The sequence below is a fragment of the Maricaulis maris genome (assembly GCF_049116555.1).
GTDB lineage: Bacteria > Pseudomonadota > Alphaproteobacteria > Caulobacterales > Maricaulaceae > Maricaulis > Maricaulis maris_C.
This window is the reverse complement of the sequence record NZ_JAGDYT010000006.1, coordinates 136876-155162: the sequence shown is the minus strand read 5'-3', so window position 1 is coordinate 155162 and position 18287 is coordinate 136876. Positions and strand designations below refer to the sequence as shown.

Genomic DNA, 18287 nt, shown 5'->3' with positions numbered 1-18287 from the left:
CCTCCACTTGTCTCGATCGCATTTACCTTGTTTCGCAACACTTTCTTCGTGTTTCGGGCGCACTGTCGGCACTCAGGAAAAAGGATTCTCGCCGTGAGCGTGATCGGACTCAATGCAGGGCTTCTGACGGGGTGGTACAATTCACGTATCAGCGCCTCGCTGGCCTCCTCGACGGCCCTGTCGTCGGGTGCGTCCGCACGCTCCCAGGCCCCCAAGGCCCCGGCGCCCTGGGAGATCGGGTCTCCGAACCTGATGACGCTGGAAGAGATGAGCCGCAAGGTCCTCGCCAACGGCATCTTCTTCAATGATCCGGATCGCGAGTTTTCCGGCCTCGATGCGCCGAGCGACCACAAGCAACTCTTCTCGCTCCACCAAGGGCTGAAGCGTCTTGCCTCACTGGCGGAAGAGGCCATGGACAAGTCCACGGCCGACACGCGCCGCTCTTTCCTCGACAAGAGCTTCCAGTCAGGCTTGGCCCAGTTCGACGGATTTTTTGACGATCTGGACCTGGAAGAACTGACCCTGTTGAAGGGCGAAGAACTCACCAAGATCGAGAGTGAGGTCGCCATCGCGCGCGGCACCTCCCAGTACAAGACCGATACGATCCACAAGGGCGATTTCGACGCCGAAGTCGCCAGCCTGACCGGCGATGTGCAGTTCTCGGTCTCGGTCAAGAAGAGCGGTATCACCCAGACCATCGATATCAATCTCGCCGATATGGGCGCGACGACCCGCAATCTCGACAACATCTCCGATCACATCAACACGCAGCTGGAAGCCGCGGGCGTGATCTCGCGCTTCGAGCGCACCAAGATCGGCGAGGAAAACGATGTCGGCGTCGTGCCGGGTGACAATTACGGCTTCCTGATCCAGGGCGTGTCGACCGAAACCATATCCTTCTCGGCCAGCGCCGCGGAACCGGCGCTCTATTTTGCCGGCGTGTCGGGGATCAATGACAGTGCCGGCGGGCAGGTGGTGAAACTGACCGACCTGGCCAGCGGCGATCCGCAGACTGGCTATACGACGCGCTTCAGTGCCGACCCGAACGAGACCGAAGTGGCCGTCGTCGGGGGTGAGGAGGGCGAGACCCGGATCAAGCAGGAAGACAATCCGCTCGAGATCCACGCGACGACCGCCTCCAGCGATGGCGGCATTTTTGTCGTCGGCCACACTGGGGCCTCGACGGACGGTCAGGTGCTCAAGGGTGAGCAGGACCTGGTGCTGGCGAAGTATGACTCCACCGGCAATCGCGTCTGGAGTCGTGTTCTTGGCGCAGCCGAGACCGCCGAAGGCCTGTCGATCGCAACCGATGCGGACGGCAATGTCGTTGTCGCCGGCAAGGTTGAGGGCGGTCTGGGCGACAGCACGGATATCGGCGGCTCCGACACTGTGGTCGTGAAATTCTCGGCCAGCGGGGTCGAGCAATGGACCCAGCGGTTTGGCAGCACCAAGGATGACCAGGCCGGCACGGTCGCTATCGGCGATGACGGCACGGTCTATGTTGCGGGCAAATCCGCCGGCGCCTTTGGTGACGATGCCCATGAGGGCGGCAATACCGATGGCTATATCCGGGCGATCGATGCCAGCGGTTCCACTTTGTGGACCCGGCGGGTCGGTTCGACGGGAGACGAGAATGTCGCCGCGATCGCCATCGCCGAGGACGGCAATCTGGTTGTCGCCAGCGAGGAGGATGGCCGGGCCGTCCTGCGCAAGTTTGACGTCTCGGACGACACATCCGCTGCCATCTGGGAACAGGATTTCGGTAGTCTCGATGATGGCCGCATCGGCGGTCTGGCCATCGATGCGAGCGGCATCTATGTCACCGGCGCTGCGGGCGACGGCTTCGCTCCGACCGCCCCGGTCAGCGCCCATGCGGGCGGTGTCCGCGACGCCTTCGTGATGAAGCTGAGCGATGGCGGCACGCCGACCACGGATTTCCTGACTTTTGTCGGGTCGGACAAGGATGACGGCGCTGCCGGTATCCAGGTCGACAATGGCAAGCTCTATATTGCCGGCAAGACGCTGGGCGGGATCAATGGCGATGCCCTGATCGGGGAGCGCGACGCCTTTGCGGCGCAGCTCGACGCCACGACGGGCGCGCTGGACTGGTCGACCCAGGTCTCCGGTCGCGGTGGTCTGGCTGATGCCAAGGGTATCGCCCTGTCGACAACCGATGACAGCGTTCTCGACGCGCTGGGTCTGCCGACCGGCACGCTGACCTATTCCGACAGTCGTGTCGTGACCGACCGCAGTTCGGCGCGCGATGGCGACTATTTCTATCTCTCTGTCGATGGCGGCCGTCGCAAGAAGGTCTCGATCGATGCCGACGATACGATGCGGTCGCTGACCTTCAAGATCAACGCCAAGCTGGTCCTCGACGGGAGCGCCGATGTGCGCCGCTCCAGCGAGGGTGACATGCTGCGTATCAAGGCGGCCGAGGGCTCGACGATCGAGCTCTTTGCCGGCGGCGAGGGGCGCGACCTCCTCAAATCCCTGGGCATCGCGCCGGGGGCCATCGTCAATAACGGCTCTCTGCTCGACAAGGATGACAAGACAACGGATGGGCCACCCCTGTTCGCGCTCGACCTGCCGCAGACCATGTCCCTGAAGGAGTTGGACTCGGCCGAGACGGCGATGGAGGCCCTTCAGGATGCCCTGTCGAAGGTCCAGCGCGCCTATCGGGACCTGACCCTGGACCCGGCCCTGAAGGAATTGCTGAAGGGTCCGCAGGCGGGCAAGAAGGGCGGCACGGTTCCGGCCTATTACAATTCCCAGCTGGCCAATTATCAGGCCGGCCTGGCGCGATTGAGTTCAGGGCCGAGCGGACAGGCCGGGCTCTTCCTCTAGACGCGTTTCACCAGATTCAGGACCAGAAGGCGTGGCGGTGTCTCGGCGCTGATCTTGGTCCCGTCCCCGATCGGCTCTTCGAGCGTGAGCAGCGAAAACCCTGCCGCTTCGGCTGCGGCCAGATAATCTGCAACGCCATGATAATAGGCCTCCACGCGGACGGTCCTGCCATCACCCTGTTCGAAGCGGGCCTGGCTGCCGCCTGACTGCCGGAACGGGTGAATCTCCGACAGGTAAAGGCGTCCGCCCGGGCGCAAGACCCGAGCGGCCTGGACCATGACAGGCAACAGGTCGCGGACATGTTCGAGCACCAGATTGCCAATCACGATGTCCGCGGTCTCCGCGGCCAGCGGCCAGTCCTGGCATATGTCGTGTTCGAGGAAGGTGACATGACCGCCCAGCCTGCGCGCCTGGGCTTTCGCCAGCATTTCCGGTGAGATGTCGATCGCCACCACGCTGGCAGCATGCCGCGCCAGGTGGGCCGTATTCTTGCCGGTTCCGGCTCCGAACTCGACGATTTTTGCGCCGGCCAGGGGCAGGCCGGCAGAGGCGAGGCAAGTCGCGTCAAGGTCACGCGTACGGTTCTCATTCTCGTCATAGATGGCGGCCCAGGCGCGATAGGCGGTCAGGACCGGGATCTCATCATCAGGCGTGTCGGGTGGATTGATCGGCATGAGGCGGCTCCCATGGCGCTGGAATGCCAGCCGGAAGCCGCCTCGTAAATGCGCTATGAACGCCGGCTGGTCAGGCGGTGCGGTTGACCGCGATTGCGAAATTGCCGCCGCGGCCGGCTTGTTGCGCCGCGCCGGGGCCATAGCCGCCCGCCGTGGACCGCTGCCGGGAGGCCTCGTCGGCGATCGCCTTGACCACCCCCTCGGTGACGGTCTTCAGCGCTCCGACAATGCGACCATTTTCAGCCAGGGATTCATGGAAATTGGTGGTTGCCTCCCGCAGGGCAGCCTTGATCGGGGCCGGAGCACCGGCAAACCGGCTCGGCTCCTTGCCGGCGCGGGCCACTTCGGCGCGATAGATATTCGCCAGCTCGGACTTTTCGTCCTGCAGGCTGAGCGCGTCCTGGGGGCGACGGTCCTGGAAGAGGCGGGTTTCCTCATTGATGAGGTCGGTGAGCCGGCGGGTCAGCTTGAGCAGGCCCTCGGCGCGTTCAGCCGGATTGCCGGCAGCGAGTTCGGTCATTGTCTAGATCTCCCCGGTTTCCTGATAGCGCAGGATTTCAGATGTCAGGCGGTCAGCGAGGCCGAGGCCACCGGCCTGAGCCATGACATTGGCGTATTCCTCGTGCAGCAGTCCGGTGAAGGCGCGTTCGCCCGGTCCGCCGCCAAATGGGTTTTCCTCACCGACTTGCGAGAACATCTGCTCGATCATCTGCGAGAGAAAAAAGCTTTCAAATTCCTCGGCCGTTGCACGGGCCTCGGCCTCGTTGCGGGCGCCACCGATATTCGGTGTGCCCTGGGCGCGACCGGCGCCGGCCGCATTGGCGAGCTGGAGTTCGAGCAGATTATCCATCTTACAGGACCTCGATCTCGGCCTGCAGGGCGCCAGCAGCCTTGATCGCCTGCAGGATGGTGATCATGTCACGCGGGCTGACGCCCATCGCATTGAGGCCGTCGACCAGCTGGCTCAGCGAGACGCTCCCGTCGAGCACCCCAAGCTGCATATTGTCCTCTGAAACCGAGACATCCGTGCGCGGCAGGACCACGGTCTCGCCCTGCGAGAAGGGCGCCGGTTGGCTGGCGATGGGGCTCTCGGTGACGGTGATGGTCAGATTGCTCTGGGCAATGGCGACGGTGGAGACGCGGACATTCTCGCCCATCACGATGGTGCCGGTATTCTCGTCAATGATGACGCGGGCCGGGATGTCGGCCTCGACGCGCAGCTGCTCGACTTCCGCCAGCAGGTCGATCATGTCGCCGTCAAACTGGGCCGTGCGCTGCAGGGTCACCGTGCTCGGATCCGACGCGCGAGCGGCGCCCGGGCCGACATAGGCATTGATGGCGTCGGCCATGCGGCGCGCCGTGGTGATGTCCGGATTGCGCAGGGAGAGGCGCAGCGTGTCGCGATTGGCGAGCGCGGCCCAGGGATCGATTCCGGTGCCTTCAAACGGGTTCTCGATAAGCGCCCCATTGGCGATCCGGCCGGACGTCGGCACACCGCGCGTGATCACGGCTGCATCGCCCGCGGCTTCGAAACCGCCAACCGCCAGAGATCCCTGGGCGACGGCCCAGGCGCGACTATTGCTGTCGAAAAGCGGGGTGGCGATCAGGACGCCGCCCTGCAGGCTCGAGGCATCGCCGATGGCCGAGACGGTCACGTCAATACGGCTGCCCTGCGAGGAGAAGGCCGGCAGTGACGCCGTCACCATGACGGCCGCGACATTGCGCGTATTGAGATTGGCCTCTCGCGTGTTCACGTTGAAATGTTCGAGCATCGCGTTGAGCGACTGATTGGTGAAAGCGGAGTTGCGCAGGCTGTCGCCTGACCCGTTGAGACCGACGACCAGACCGTAGCCAACCAGGTGGTTGTCCCGCACATCCTCCACATCAACCATGTCCTTGATGCGCGACGACGCCATGACGGGCGCGGCGAAGGCGAGGGCGGCGAGCAGGGTGATGATCAGGCGCATTTTGCGGTCTCCGGAACGTGTTCGCGTTCGACCTTGCCAGTGCCGTGCCAGTTTTGCGGATTTGGTTAATAAAATAAGACGCTGAAAAACAGGGGCTTACCGTTTATGTTGGCTCTCGCAGGGGCGGAAAATCCCGCCGCCTGCAATCCCGGACCGGCAGAAATTGCCGATCGGGAGGCCCGAGTTAAGGCTCTGTTAATCGGCCCGACCGCATCCCTTGGACGTCATCACGAGGAAATGATTCCCGCCATGAAAGTCTCCGGACCCAGCTCCACCAGTTCCGTTTCAGCCGGCAAGCGCAAGACGACGTCGCGCGCTTCGGGTGAGGGATTCTCGCTGGATACGCCGACCAAGACGGCAGGGTCGATGACGGCCAGTTCCGTCTCCTCCGTTCAATCGGTGGATGCCATCCTCGCGCTTCAGGGCGTGGAAGACTTCACCCATGCCCGCAAGCAGGCGACCGATCGCGCCTTCGACATGCTGGACATGCTTGATGAGCTCAAGATCGCGCTACTGGAAGGCGGTCTGCCCCGCGCCAAGCTGGTCGCGTTGATGGATCTTTTGCAGACCCGTCGCGATGCCACGAATGATGCGCGACTCGAAGCCGCACTCGACGAGGTCGAGACGCGGGCGGCTGTTGAGCTGGCAAAGTTCAGCTGACCTGTTCGGTTCGACACAAATCATTCAAGGTTTTTCGCTATTTGCTTGCCAGGAATGGTGCGGCAACAGCGTCTCCACATTGACTTGAGCCGCTCGGCGAATATTCTCCGCCCGCTTTCTGGGGGAGAGCGGTATACCGCGTTGAGTTGAGTGGGAAGCGATGAGCGAAGCTGAACCGATCGAATTGCCCAAGGATTACTTCCCGTCGGAAGACGAGCCGTTCATGAATGATCGGCAAAAGGAGTATTTCCGTCGTAAACTGCTGGCCTGGAAGGATGACATCCTCCGGGAGAGCCGTTCAACAATCACAAATCTCCAGCAAGACATGGGCGCGCTGCCGGATCTGGCAGATCGTGCGTCGACCGAGACGGACCGTTCGCTTGAGCTGCGGGCCCGTGATCGGCAGCGCAAGCTGATTTCCAAGATCGACAAGGCCCTGCGCCGTCTTGAAGAAGACGAGTATGGCTATTGCGACGAGACCGGCGAGCCGATTTCGCTGGCCCGGCTTGATGCGCGGCCCGTCGCCACGATGAGCCTGGAGGCGCAGGAGCGCCACGAGCGCAAGGAACGCGTCCACCGCGACAGCTAGGCCCAGGCCTTTCAATCCGCTGAAGCCGAGAGCGCGGCTATTGCTGTGACGCGATGGCTTCGCGTGCGTTGAAAGCCGGAATTCCGTCGCGCCTGGGATCACCGGGCGGCTCGGATGCGTCCGGCGCGGAGCTGATCGCGCAACCTGTCCAGCATGTCCCGCGCGTCCGTAACGAGATCGCCCGCATTCGCGGGTTCGCCGCCAGTCTCGAAATGCGTCCGGTCCAGCTCCGTGACCTGATCGATCGCGATGAACAGGTCGCGATAGTCTTCGAGCCGTGTCTGGAAATCCTCTGACGATATGGCGGCCGGTTGGGCGCCAACACCGGGCATCACGGCCAGGAAGGCCAGGCCTGTCAGGCATCGGGAAATGGCGCGGAGCGCGGCGGTCACGGTCATGCTGATCCTCCCCAGTTCAGGCGGGAGCTTAATCCGGTTACGCCAGGCTCGACAATTCATCACGTGGCCGGGTGGCTAGATCACCAGTAGAGCCGAGCTGGATCCGATGATCCAGATCGCTGTCATAAGCTTCAGGCGCAGTCCGCCGAGCGCATGCGCCAGTCGCCGCGCGAGGAAGCCGCCGATCGCGACAGCAGGGGCGGCGAAGACAAGGACGCCCCACTCAAGATGGCCGGCCTCGAGATGGTAGAGACTGCCGGTCCAGACCGTGACGGCAGACACGATGACCGCTGTCGACACGCATATGTCGACCGGGTAGCGGCGCAGGAAAAGCGTCAGGGCCAGCAATTCCCCGATCCCGACCGAGAACAGGGCGGTAGCAGCGCCGCCGGCCAGACCCATGATCGGGATCAGGACAAGGTCCAGTCGTTCCAGTTTCTCACGCTCGGCATGCGGGCCACGCAGGATGACGACCTGGATGATGAGGGCGCAGCCCAGCGCGATCGAGAAGAGCTTGAAGAGCAGGAAGGCGAGTTCGCCATTGATCCGGGCCAGATATTGCGTCGCCAGCAGGGCGGGCAGGCCTGTTGCGAGCGTGATCAAAACGATCCGGCCGACCACGGGTCGGTGCGCGACCTCGTCAGGACGGACATCGGGGCGGTAGTAGCGATTCAGCCAGGTCAGCGCGCCAACGCTCATGCCAAAACACTGGATCGAGAAGCTGACCCCCACGGTCTGCGATGGACCCAGCTCGAGCAGGCCGGTCTCTCGCAGCGCCGAAAACACCGGCACGAAGACGACGCCGCCGCCGACCCCGGTCGAATTGGCGACGAGGGCGCCGGCCAGTCCCACAAAGCTGATCGGCCACAGGCCTGCCAGAGCCGGCCAGTCCGCGGCGGCAAGGACCAGCACGCACAGATAAGCCAGGACCAGCAGGCCGAGACAGGCCAGGGTGAAGGTGCGGACGCGCAGGCGTGGCAGGAAGGAGGGGGCGGGTAACATCGCTCGAGACGTTAGCGCTCCCGGCGCGACCGGCAAGTCTGCAAGCGCACATAAAAAGAGGGCCGTCACGCGCTTGGCGTAACGGCCCAGTTGTTCCCGATGGTGGCGGGGTCTCGTGTCCTAGAACGGCATCAGGATGTCGTAGAGTTCCTGGCCGTAACGGGGGCGCTGGACGTCGGAGAGATGTCCGCGGCCGCCGTAGGAAATGCGGGCTTCGGCGATTTGCGTGTGGGCGATCGTATTGTCCGATCCAATGTCCTGGGGACGCGCAATGCCGGTGATGAGCAATTCGCGCACTTCATTGTTCACGCGGACTTCCTGGCGGCCGGCGATCACCAGATTGCCGTTCGGCAGGACCTGGGTGACGAGCGCCGCCACCGTCAGCGAGATGCTTTCAGTGCGGTTGACCGATCCGGTTCCAGCCAGTGAGGACGAAGAGCCGAGGCTGGTCAGGGATGTCGGATCGATACTGTCATTGAAGAAGCCGGTCAGGTCTGCGCCAAGGAAATTGGTCAGATCGCTGTCTTCGGCCGACGTGCGCGAGCGGTTGGTTGTATTGTTCAGCTGGGCGCTGTCGGAAATATTGATATTGACGGTGACGATATCGCCTACCTGGTCAGCGCGCGGATCGCCGAAGAAGGTCGGCGAATTGGCGTTCCAGAGCGAATTGTTGGCGGCCGAATTCTGCGCATAGCGCTGTTGCGGCATACGCGGCATCGGCATCGGCAATTGTGACGGCCCTGTGCCGGCCAGCGAGGCCGGGTTCTGGATCGGCGTCATTGGCGGGGTCTGTCCAACATAGGACAGGCGATCGGTGGCGCAGGCCTGCAGGGCGAGTGAGGCGAGGACGAGAGCGGTGAATTTGCGGATCATGAGCTGACCTCCTCGATCAAAAGCTTGCGGCCGGCGAGGTGCCGACGCGGGCCCGGCCCGGACCATCGACGAGGGCCTCGACCGTACGGTTCGATTGCAGGTTGACGAAGCGTGCGACTTCGCCGTCGGCGGCATTCTCCATCGCCCGTGCGCGCACGGTGAGCTGGATGCCGGGAACTTCAAACATCAAGGTGACCAGATCCCCACGCTCGACCATGAGCGGGCGTTGCAGGTCATAGCCGCGCAGCGGCTCGTTCGGGCGCAGGGCGCGGCGCGTTTCCATGCCGATCATTTCGGTGGGATCGAGGATGGCATCGGGACGCAGCCGATCGGCGCGCTGACTGATCCAGGCGATGTCGGCACCCGTGATCTCCTGACCCGCAGCGACGGGACGTGCCAGGACGGGCAGATCGATCGTGACATAGGCCCGGCCGGTAACCCGGACGGTCTGGGCGCCGTGATAGGGCGCGATTTCAGCGGCCAGCATGCCGGAGCGACTGTCAAAGCTCAGGTCATGAATCTCCGGACCGCCAGCGCTGTCGAGCGGTGCATGAAGGGCCATCGCCGAATTCGACAACTGCACGTCATGGACCCGGCCTTCGGATGCGAAAAGCTCGCCTTCCAACATGTCGGTCAGGATGTCGGCGGAGACCACGCGGCTGGCCCGTTCGATGGACAGGCGACGCAGGCCGGCGGCATTGGCCCAGTCGAGATCATTCTCCAGCGCGATGCGGCGAATGTAATTGACGTCCAGTGCGGTGCGGCTGCCCGGTGACGGCGCGCGGGCGACGACGATGTCGGCTTGCGCGCCGGTGATGTCGAACAGGTCGCCCAAGGTGATATGGGCACCGTCGACGCGGATCGTCTCGCGCAGCACGACCGGCTCGCCGGCCAGCGCTGCGGATGTGGCCAACGGTACCGTGGTGAGGCAGGCGAGGGCGATGAGGCTTGTACGGATCATCAGTCTCTCCCGTTAGCGAAGGTTGGACGAAGCGGCCATCATCTCGTCCGAAGCGGTGATGACGCGGGCATTCATCTCATAGGCGCGCTGCGCCTGGATCAGGGCGGTGATCTCGGACACCGAGTTGACATTCGAGGTCTCGACGAAGCCCTGGCGGATCGAGCCGAAGCCCGGCGTGCCCGGTGTGCCGGTATTGGCGGCACCGGAGGCGGCGGTCTCCAGGAAGATATTGTCTCCGCGGGCTTCCAGGCCGGCCTGGTTGAAGAAGGTCGCCAGTTCAAGCTGACCAAGGGTCTGCGGATCGACCTGGCCATCAATGAGGGCCTGGACCTGGCCCTGGGCATTGATGGCGATTTCACGCGAGCCCTGCGGAATGGCGATGCCCGGTGCGACCGTGTAGCCGTCGGTGGTCACAAGCTCGCCCTCGGGGCTGATCGAGAAATTGCCGGCGCGGGTATATCCGTCCGAGCCATCCGGCATCTGGACGCGGAAATAGCCATGGCCCGAGATCGCCAGGTCAAACGGGTTGCCGGTGTTCGACAGGGCGCCCTGTTCGGTGATGCGATAGATGGAGGCGGTCTGGACGCCCAGGCCGACCTGGACACCGGTCGGCACGATGGTGCCGGCGTCGGAGGAGTCCATGCCCATTTGCTGGACGTTCTGATAGAGCAGGTCCTGAAACTCGGCGCGCTGGCGCTTGAACCCGGTCGTGTTCATGTTGGCCAGGTTGTTCGAGATCACTTCGACATTGAGCTGTTGAGCCTGCATGCCGGTGGCGGCGGTGGTGAGAGCACGCATATCCGTTCTCCTACGATCAGATCCGGCCAAGGCGCTCAATGGCGCGCTTGTTCAGGTCTTCTGCTTGTTCAAGAAATTTCGAAACCGACTGGTAGCTGCGCATGACAGACATCATGTCGGTGAGTTCGAGGATCGACTGCACATTGGACTGCTCGACAAAGCCCTGGCGGACTGACGGGTCGAGCATGGCCAGCGGTTCGTCGGCAATATCTTCGGCTGGCGGGATCGTGTAGCGACCATTGCCCTGTTTGGACATCTCGGCGCGATTGGCGATCTCGAACACGCCGACCCGGCCGATCTGCTCGCCGTTCTGCACAAGCGCGCCGCCATCCATCACCTCGACATTGCCCCGCGCGGCGTCGATCAGGATCGGGCCGCGGGTATCGGCATCGAGCACCGGCGCGCCATCGGCGGCGACCAGCTGGCCGGCCGCATCAAGGCGGAAGCGGCCGTCGCGTGTGTATTGCTCATTGCCATTCGCCTCGACCGCGAAGAAGCCCTCGCCGTCAATGGAGAGGTCGAACTCGCGACCGGTGAAGGCGAGTTCACCCTGGCGGAAATCACGAGCCATGCCCCACGTATTCACGAACTGGATGTCAGACGGTCCGTCCGCATGTTCGGCGGTGGGCGCAGCGCGGTTTTCCAGCAACAGGGATTCAACCTTGAAGCCGGCCGTGTTGGCGTTGGCGATATTGTTGGCCACGACATCCATAGACCGGCGAAGGGTCATCTGGCGCGAGAGGCCGATCATCATTGCGTTGTCCATCGGGCGGTTCCTTTCTGGAGCCTGGGGTCCGCCGTCGTCATTGCGCGGCAGTTGCCCGACAAGCTGCACGCAGCGTGCCAAGGTTAATTTTCATGGAAAACAAGAGGTTGACGGCGAGAGGTCAAAAAGACCGGCAAGCCTTTCCGGCAAAGACCGTCACAGCGGTGGGAAGAAGTTGCCGGGTCCGCCGCGATCACTACGAAACGTTAACCGCGCTGGCCGTTAATGGGTTCAAGCGATTCCCCCGAATGGGAGCCTGACAATGGCTGACGAGAACGAAGACATCGAAGACGAGACCGAAGGCGAGGAGAAGCCGAAGAAGAACCCTTTGAAATTGGTTCTGTTTATCGGTTTGCCTGTCCTCATCCTGCTGCTTGCGGGCGTGGGTGGTTTCATGATGTTCGCCGGCGGTGGCGATGATGAAGAACAGCATGCGGACGCGAGCCACGGCGAGGCCGGAGACGGTCATGGCGAGGCGGACGCGCACGAGACCGACGAAGTATATTATTATGATCTGCGCGAGGGGGATGGCACCGAAGAGACCATCACCACCAACATCCGGTCCTCGACCGGACGCCCGGTTATCGTGCAGCTCAAGATCACTTTCGAATCGAGCCGTGCCGATCTCGGCCCGATCCTGGAAGAGCATGTCGACCCGATCATGGATCAGTTCATCATGTTCCTGCGCGAACTGCGCGAGGATGATCTCTACGGGTCGGCCGGCATGCACCGCGTGAAGCTGGAATTGCTGCGTCGGGTCAATCTGGCGATCGAGCCGGCCCAGATCGACGCGGTCTGGATCCAGGAATTCATGATTGTCGACTAGGACAGCCCGGACGAACGGAAAGCACGCACATGTCTGACGATATGGACCAAGATGCACTGGCGGCCGAATGGGAGGCCATGGCCGAGGACGGAGACGACCTCGACCTGGCGTCCGAATGGGAGGCGATGGTCGGTGCCGAGGATGACGAGCAGGAGCTGCCCACGGTGGGTGGCGGCGCCGAGCGCATTCTCAACCAGGACGAGATCGACAGCCTGCTTGGCTTCTCGCTGTCCGATGATGACGCTGCGGACAAGTCCGGTATCCGCGCCATCATCAATTCCGCGCTGGTTTCCTATGAGCGCCTGCCCATGCTGGAGATTGTCTTCGACCGCCTCGTGCGGTTGATGACGACCTCGCTGCGCAATTTCACCTCGGACAATGTCGAGGTGTCGCTCGACAATATTTCGTCGATCCGTTTTGGCGATTACCTGAACTCCATTCCGCTGCCGGCCATCCTCGCCGTGTTTCGCGCCCAGCAGCTCGACAATTACGGCCTGCTGACGGTCGACTCCAACCTGATTTACTCGATCGTTGACGTTTTGCTGGGCGGTCGCCGCGGCACCTCGGCCATGCGGATCGAGGGGCGCCCCTACACCACGATCGAGCGCATGCTTGTGCAGCGCATGATCGAGGTCGTGCTGGGTGATGCCAAACAGGCTTTCCAGCCCCTGACCGAAGTCGATTTCGATCTCGAGCGTGTCGAGACCAATCCGCGCTTTGCGGCAATCGCCCGGCCGGCCAATGCAGCCATTCTGGTCAAGCTGCGGATCGACATGGAAGACCGCGGCGGTCGAATCGAGCTTTTGCTTCCCTATGCGACTCTGGAGCCGATCCGGAAAATGCTGCTCCAGCAGTTCATGGGGGAAAAATTTGGACGGGACAATATCTGGGAAGGCCACCTGGCGACCGAACTCTGGTCGACCAAGATGGAGGTTCAGGCCGTGCTCGACGAACAGCGCGTCTCTCTGGGCACCGTGGCCAATTTGAAAGTCGGTGACACGCTCTATCTCGACGCGTCGCCGACCAGTGATGTCGAGCTGCGTTGCGGCCAGGTACCCCTGACACGCGGCCGTATGGGCCGCATTGGACATAGCGTTGCCCTGCGACTGAGCGGTCCGCTCTCGCCGGGTGCCAAGAAAGCGATGATGAGGTTCGCATGACACTCGCCGCCCTGATTTTCGAAGGCCTCGTCGCTGCCCTGCTGGTAGTGGCTGTCGTCATGTGTTGGCGGGTCGACCGTCGTCTCAACGCTCTCAAGAAGGGCCAGGACGGGGTTCGCGAGTCGGTTATCGCCCTCAATGAGGCGACCGACCGGGCCCGTGCCAGTCTTGGTGCACTCGAGCGTGCCACGGCGCAGTCGGCCGAGGTGCTTGAGCAACGCGTGGGCGAGGCCCGCACGCTGGCCGACGAGCTGCGTCTGGTAACCGGCAGTGCCGATCGCAAGGCCGACCGCATGGCTCAGCCCCGTGCGCCGCGCCGTCGCGCTGCCGATATTTTCCCAGATGGTGCCGGTTCGCGTGTCATCAATGATCTCAAGGATGTGAGGTAGCGCCATGCGCGAGCCCCTTCGCTTTCTGACCGTCCTGGCCGTCCTCATGGGCGGGCTGTTGGGCTTGAAAACCCTCTCCATTGCCAATGGCGCCGCCGAATGGTGGGACGCCCAGGGCAGTGCGATGGCCGCGCAGGCGAGCCAGGAGGCCGAGGGCGGTGACGCCGACAGCGACGCGCCAATCATGCCGGCCGAGCACAGTGAGCCGGCCGAGCTCGAAGCCGAGCCGAGCGCGCTGGAGGTCTCTGCGGCCTTCGCAGAACGCATCGCCAGCGGCGTGCGCACCGCCGAGGAAGAGCGTGTCATCTATCGTCTGCGCGAACGGTCCAGCGAACTCGATGCGCGCGAACGTCAGCTGGAAACGCGCGAAGCGCTCATGCTGGCCATGGAGCAACGCGTCGACACCAAGATTGTCGAGCTCGACGCGCTGCGCACCCAGATCGAATCCTTGTCCGGAGAACTCTCCGAACGCGAGGACGCAGATATGGCGGTCATCGTCAGCTGGTACTCGGCCATGGAGCCGGCCGACGCGTCTGACCGCATCGCGACCCTGGACATGGAAACCCAGTTGCAGATTGCCTCGCGCATGTCGCAGCGGACATTCGGCGCGATCCTGGCGGAAATGGATACCGGCTCCGCTGCGGCTCTGACCGAGCGCATGGCCAGCCGCTCCAACCTGCCGGAAACGGTGGCCGAGCTGGAGGCGCGGATTGCCGAAGGCGGCTAGACATATTGGCCGACTGACCGGGAGCCTCCTGCCGCTGCTCCTGGCGTCGACCGCGCTGGCCCAGGCGCCCGCCACGCTCAGTGTCGAGCGTGGCGATAATTCTTTGCGCGTCCTGATCGACTATGCCGACAGTGTTGGCGACTCTCTTCCAAGCGCTGATATCGATGTCGAGCACACGGTTCTCATCGCCCGCCTGAGCGAGCCGATGGAGGCCGATGTCTCCAATCTGGTCGGCGAGCTGGAAGGTCTGGCGGCCCGTGCCCGTCTTGACCCTGACGGCTCGACCCTGCGCATCGCGCTCAACCAGACCGTCGATGCCTATACCTCGTCCAGCTATGACCAGATCGCGATCGATTTCGTGCCGGTGGGCGGTGTCCGCCCGGCCGATATCGTGTCGCCGCGCGAGGCCCGCGAGATCGAGGCCGCGCGGCTCGCGGCCGAGCAGGCGGCTTTGCCACCCCCGCCGCCTCCTCCCGCCGAAGCCCTGCCGGTGCGCTACCGGGTCGGGCAGGCGACCGAATACACCCGCATCGAACTGATGTGGCCACGTGAGGTGGATTTCACCGTCAGCCAGACCGGCAATACGGCCGAAGTCCGCTTTGCTGAACCGGCCGAGATCGATCTCAGCCGTCTGGTCGGATCACCACCCCGTTTCCTCAATTCAATCCAGCCGAGCCGCGAGGGCGATGAATTCGTCCTGACCATGGATGTCGAGCCGGGCGTGACCGTACGGGCCTGGGGCGAGAATGGGCGCGTTGCGATCGATCTGCCTGACCCGGCCTATGTTGATGCTGCCACATTGCTCGCTGAACTGGGTGGGGATGCGGCAGCGACCGCGGCTGCTGCTGCGGCCGAGACGCCAGACCCGGATCCGGAAGAAATTGCGGTGGCGACCCCAACCCGCCCGGCCGAGCGCGCCGTGGCCGAGCCGGTGCCCGTCGCGGACGGGCCGCAGGCTCAGCCTGAGACCGCTCAGCCAGCCATTCTGGCCGCCACGGCGACAGCCCCGCTTCAGACCGCCGCTCCTGGCGCAGACCCGCGTCCGGCCAATGGCATCGTGCGGGCGGAAGTCTCTGATTATAATGGCGACCTTCGGATCGATTTCGAGTGGGCTGCGCCTCTGGGCATGTCGGTGTTCCGGCGCGGAGAAGCGATCTGGATTGTTTTCGACAGCGCGGCCGAACTCGATTTGCGAGAACTGGATGCCGCCAATCGTCGCCATGTCCGGAATTATACCGGCGTCGATGGCGAGGACTGGTCTGCGGCGCGAATTATCGTGCCCTCCACCTCACAGGCCGAAGCGCGGCTCGACGGAAATCGTTGGTCCGTCGTTCTGTCCGAACGCATCGATTCGCCGCCGCGACCGATCAATGTTCGCCGCGATGCCCGGCGCGGTCGCCCCGGTCGGATCCTGATGGATATCACCAGCGCGAATGCCGTTCGCTGGGTCGATGATCCGGTCGTGGGAGACCGGCTGGGCGTAATCACAGCGCAGGGGCCGATCCAGGGGCTGACGGCGCGCAGTGAATTTGTCGGTGGGGCGCTTTTGCCCAGCGCTCATGGCGCGGCTGTCCAGGCCACCGCAGAAGATATCGAGATTACCCTGATTGGCGGCGGAGTTGCGGTCAGCCGGGCCAGCGGGCTCGACCTGACACCGGCCGCCACCGTCGGTCGCAATGACGCGGACGGGTCGGTTCTGGCCAATATCTCCTCGCCCGCCCTGATGTATTTTGACGCCTGGCGCGGTACCGGCAGTTTTGTCGATGAGTGGAATGCCCGGCTGCGCCGCACGGCGTTGGAGGACGGGACAGACGGCCAGATCGCCCTGGCGCGCTTCCTGCTGGCGCGTGACCTCGCCCCGGAGGCGCTGGGCATGCTTCAGGTCGCCGTCGATGCCGATCCGGAACTGGCCAATGACGCGCATGTCCGCTCGATGCGCGGTGTCGCAAGCTACATCATGCGTCGCTATGACGATGCCGACGACTATCTGGCCCATGCCTCGCTGGCCCAGGACCCTGCAGCGGATCTGTGGCGCGGCATGATCGCGGTCGGCGAAGAGCGTTGGCAGGATGCCCGTCGGCGCCTGAGCGCGGGTGAGGCCTCGGTCTACCATTATCCGCCTGAATGGCAGGCGCGCTTCAATGTCGCGCATGCGCGGGCCGCGCTCGAGCTGGGTGATACCGGCGCCGCGCAGGATTATCTTTACGCCGTCGAGGCCGGCGACCCGGACTGGCGGACCCGCCTGGATAGCAATTACGTCGCCGCCCGGTTGTCGGAAGTTTCCGGCGATTCCTTTGACGCAATCCGGCGTCTCGATGCCCTGTCGGAATCCGGTGACCCGGAGATGGAGGCGCGCGCCCTGTTCGACCTCTACCGCCTGCAGTTGGCCGAAGGTCAGATCAGCCGCAGCGAGGCGATCGAGAATCTGGAGAATCTCCGCTTCCGCTGGCGGGGCGACACGATCGAGCTGGAGACGGTTCGTGAACTCGGTGAACTCTATGTCCAGGCAGGCGATTTCGCCGGTGGTCTCGAGACCATGGCGACCGCGCAGGCGCGCTTTCCGGAATCCGAGGCCGGTCGACGTATCGGCGAGGACATGGTGTCCATCTTCCGTCGGCTCTTCCTGGAGGGCGAGGCGGATCGGATGGACCCGGTCGAGGCCGTGGCGATCTTCTATCAATACCAGCATCTGGCCCCGATCGGCGCCGATGGCGACCGCATGATCCGCCGTCTGGCCGATCGCCTGATCGCCTTCGACCTGCTTGATCCCGCGGCGGAACTCCTGCAGCACCAGGTTGACTACCGCCTGCGCGAACCATTGGCCCGGGCGCGTGTCGCGACGGATCTGGCCATCGTCTACCTGATGGATCGCCGCTATGAAGATGCCCTCAACACGATCCGCCGCTCCCGTATCGCGGGATTGCCGGAAGCCATAGTCGATGAGCGCTATCTGCTGGAAGCCCGGGCGCTGTCCGAGTTGGGACGGGCCGATCAGGCGCTTGAGCTGATTGCGTCGGACGAGTCGGAGGCGGCGACGCGTCTGCGGGCCGATGTCGCCTGGACCCAGCGCGACTGGCGCAATGCCGGCCGTCGCCTCGAAGGTATTCTCGGCAATCGTTTCTCCGACCCGGCACCGCTGATCCTGACCGAACAGGATGATCTCCTGCGCGCCGCCATTGCCTACAGCCTGGCCCGTGACAGCGTGAGTGCCGTCCGGCTCGGGGAGCGCTATGGCGAGGCCATGGCCGAGACCGATCAGGCCGCAGCCTTCAATCTCCTGACCGATGATGATGCCACGCCGGGCAATGTCCGCTTTACCGACATGGCGTCGCGCATCGCCAGTATCGACACGCTTGACGCCTTCATGGAGCCCTTCCGGGCCCGCTTCGTGAATGGTGGCGGCCCGAGCTAGGCGCCGCCGTTTTCTACCGGAAAACCGAACAGGCTCTCGCTTCCGCACGCTGTCGCGCCGGAGGATGGGAGGAAGCGGGATGCCGGCGGACACCGGGGTGTCCGTGTGGCGGGTCTGCGGTGTCCGTGGTGTCCTCGGCATCCCGCTTGCGGAGTTTTCCCGGGCTGTCTCCACCCCGTTTCCAATGCGTCAGGTAGATGGGGTCGGTCGTTTAGTGCCCCTCGACCTGGTCGCACGC

Annotated in this window: 18 protein-coding genes; 8 read left to right on the top strand and 10 right to left on the bottom strand. The window is 63.8% G+C overall.

The annotated features are described in order from the left end of the window. Positions 1–93: 93 nt before the first annotated feature. Complete coding sequence (locus JXQ94_RS08330; protein ID WP_421923306.1) at positions 94–2847, top strand: hypothetical protein; 2754 nt, start codon at positions 94–96, stop codon at positions 2845–2847. Here the strand turns inward: JXQ94_RS08330 and JXQ94_RS08325 are convergent. The 4 genes from JXQ94_RS08325 to JXQ94_RS08310 all read right to left on the bottom strand — a co-directional run bounded on the left by JXQ94_RS08325 (position 2844) and on the right by JXQ94_RS08310 (position 5488). Continuing rightward, positions 2844–3521, bottom strand: a complete 678-nt coding sequence (locus JXQ94_RS08325) for a class I SAM-dependent methyltransferase (RefSeq protein WP_421923305.1) — start codon at positions 3519–3521, stop codon at positions 2844–2846. The two genes, JXQ94_RS08330 and JXQ94_RS08325, sit on opposite strands and share 4 nt — an antisense overlap. 70 nt (positions 3522–3591) lie before the next feature. Beyond that, the gene (locus JXQ94_RS08320; RefSeq protein WP_295694222.1) at positions 3592–4041 is read right to left on the bottom strand and encodes a flagellar basal-body protein FlbY; all 450 of its coding nucleotides are present in this window, start codon (positions 4039–4041) and stop codon (positions 3592–3594) included. A gap of 3 nt (positions 4042–4044) precedes the next feature. Beyond that, a complete protein-coding gene (locus tag JXQ94_RS08315) occupies positions 4045–4371 on the bottom strand; it encodes a rod-binding protein (RefSeq protein WP_421923304.1) in 327 nt (108 codons plus the stop codon). Between the two features lies 1 nt (position 4372). Next, positions 4373–5488 (bottom strand): flagellar basal body P-ring protein FlgI, encoded by a 1116-nt coding sequence (locus JXQ94_RS08310; RefSeq protein ID WP_421923303.1) that lies wholly within the window; start codon positions 5486–5488, stop codon positions 4373–4375. A gap of 249 nt (positions 5489–5737) precedes the next feature. On the opposite strand from JXQ94_RS08310, the gene JXQ94_RS08305 reads away from it, so the two are divergent. Continuing rightward, a complete protein-coding gene (locus tag JXQ94_RS08305) occupies positions 5738–6148 on the top strand; it encodes a flagellar assembly protein FliX (protein WP_295694230.1) in 411 nt (136 codons plus the stop codon). 160 nt (positions 6149–6308) lie between these two features. Then, positions 6309–6737, top strand: a complete 429-nt coding sequence (gene dksA / locus JXQ94_RS08300) for an RNA polymerase-binding protein DksA (RefSeq protein WP_295694233.1) — start codon at positions 6309–6311, stop codon at positions 6735–6737. Between the two features lie 98 nt (positions 6738–6835). Here the strand turns inward: dksA and JXQ94_RS08295 are convergent, their stop codons facing one another. The 6 genes from JXQ94_RS08295 to JXQ94_RS08270 form a co-directional block, all read right to left on the bottom strand. Next, positions 6836–7135, bottom strand: coding sequence for a hypothetical protein (locus tag JXQ94_RS08295; protein ID WP_421923301.1), 300 nt, complete (start codon positions 7133–7135; stop codon positions 6836–6838). Positions 7136–7210: 75 nt separating this feature from the next. Beyond that, positions 7211–8137 carry a TSUP family transporter gene (locus JXQ94_RS08290; protein ID WP_421923300.1) on the bottom strand — a complete coding sequence of 309 codons (927 nt, stop codon included), beginning with the start codon at positions 8135–8137 and terminating at the stop codon, positions 7211–7213. 120 nt (positions 8138–8257) lie between these two features. Then, the gene (gene flgH / locus JXQ94_RS08285) at positions 8258–9010 is read right to left on the bottom strand and encodes a flagellar basal body L-ring protein FlgH (protein ID WP_421923299.1); all 753 of its coding nucleotides are present in this window, start codon (positions 9008–9010) and stop codon (positions 8258–8260) included. A 16-nt stretch (positions 9011–9026) separates the two neighbouring features. Next, entirely contained in the window at positions 9027–9971 is a 945-nt protein-coding gene (gene flgA, locus JXQ94_RS08280; protein WP_421923298.1) for a flagellar basal body P-ring formation chaperone FlgA, read from the bottom strand. A gap of 12 nt (positions 9972–9983) precedes the next feature. Continuing rightward, entirely contained in the window at positions 9984–10769 is a 786-nt protein-coding gene (gene flgG / locus JXQ94_RS08275) for a flagellar basal-body rod protein FlgG (protein ID WP_421923297.1), read from the bottom strand. Positions 10770–10785: 16 nt separating this feature from the next. Beyond that, positions 10786–11535 carry a flagellar hook-basal body complex protein gene (locus JXQ94_RS08270; protein ID WP_421923296.1) on the bottom strand — a complete coding sequence of 250 codons (750 nt, stop codon included), beginning with the start codon at positions 11533–11535 and terminating at the stop codon, positions 10786–10788. Positions 11536–11797: 262 nt separating this feature from the next. Here JXQ94_RS08270 and JXQ94_RS08265 point away from each other — a divergent pair, with 262 nt between their 5' ends. Genes JXQ94_RS08265 through JXQ94_RS08245 form a run of 5 tightly spaced genes read left to right on the top strand, consistent with a single transcriptional unit; the run spans position 11798 to position 18049 of the window. Further along, complete coding sequence (locus tag JXQ94_RS08265) at positions 11798–12361, top strand: flagellar basal body-associated FliL family protein (protein WP_421923295.1); 564 nt, start codon at positions 11798–11800, stop codon at positions 12359–12361. Positions 12362–12390: 29 nt separating this feature from the next. Continuing rightward, a complete protein-coding gene (fliM, locus tag JXQ94_RS08260; protein WP_301063920.1) occupies positions 12391–13521 on the top strand; it encodes a flagellar motor switch protein FliM in 1131 nt (376 codons plus the stop codon). Next, the gene (locus tag JXQ94_RS08255) at positions 13518–13910 is read left to right on the top strand and encodes a DUF6468 domain-containing protein (protein WP_421923294.1); all 393 of its coding nucleotides are present in this window, start codon (positions 13518–13520) and stop codon (positions 13908–13910) included. The genes fliM and JXQ94_RS08255 overlap by 4 nt, the downstream gene beginning before the upstream one ends. A 4-nt stretch (positions 13911–13914) precedes the next feature. After that, positions 13915–14637 (top strand): MotE family protein, encoded by a 723-nt coding sequence (locus JXQ94_RS08250; protein ID WP_421923293.1) that lies wholly within the window; start codon positions 13915–13917, stop codon positions 14635–14637. Continuing rightward, positions 14621–18049, top strand: a complete 3429-nt coding sequence (locus JXQ94_RS08245; protein WP_421923292.1) for a hypothetical protein — start codon at positions 14621–14623, stop codon at positions 18047–18049. Before JXQ94_RS08250 ends, JXQ94_RS08245 begins: the two co-directional genes overlap by 17 nt. Positions 18050–18287 lie beyond the last annotated feature (238 nt).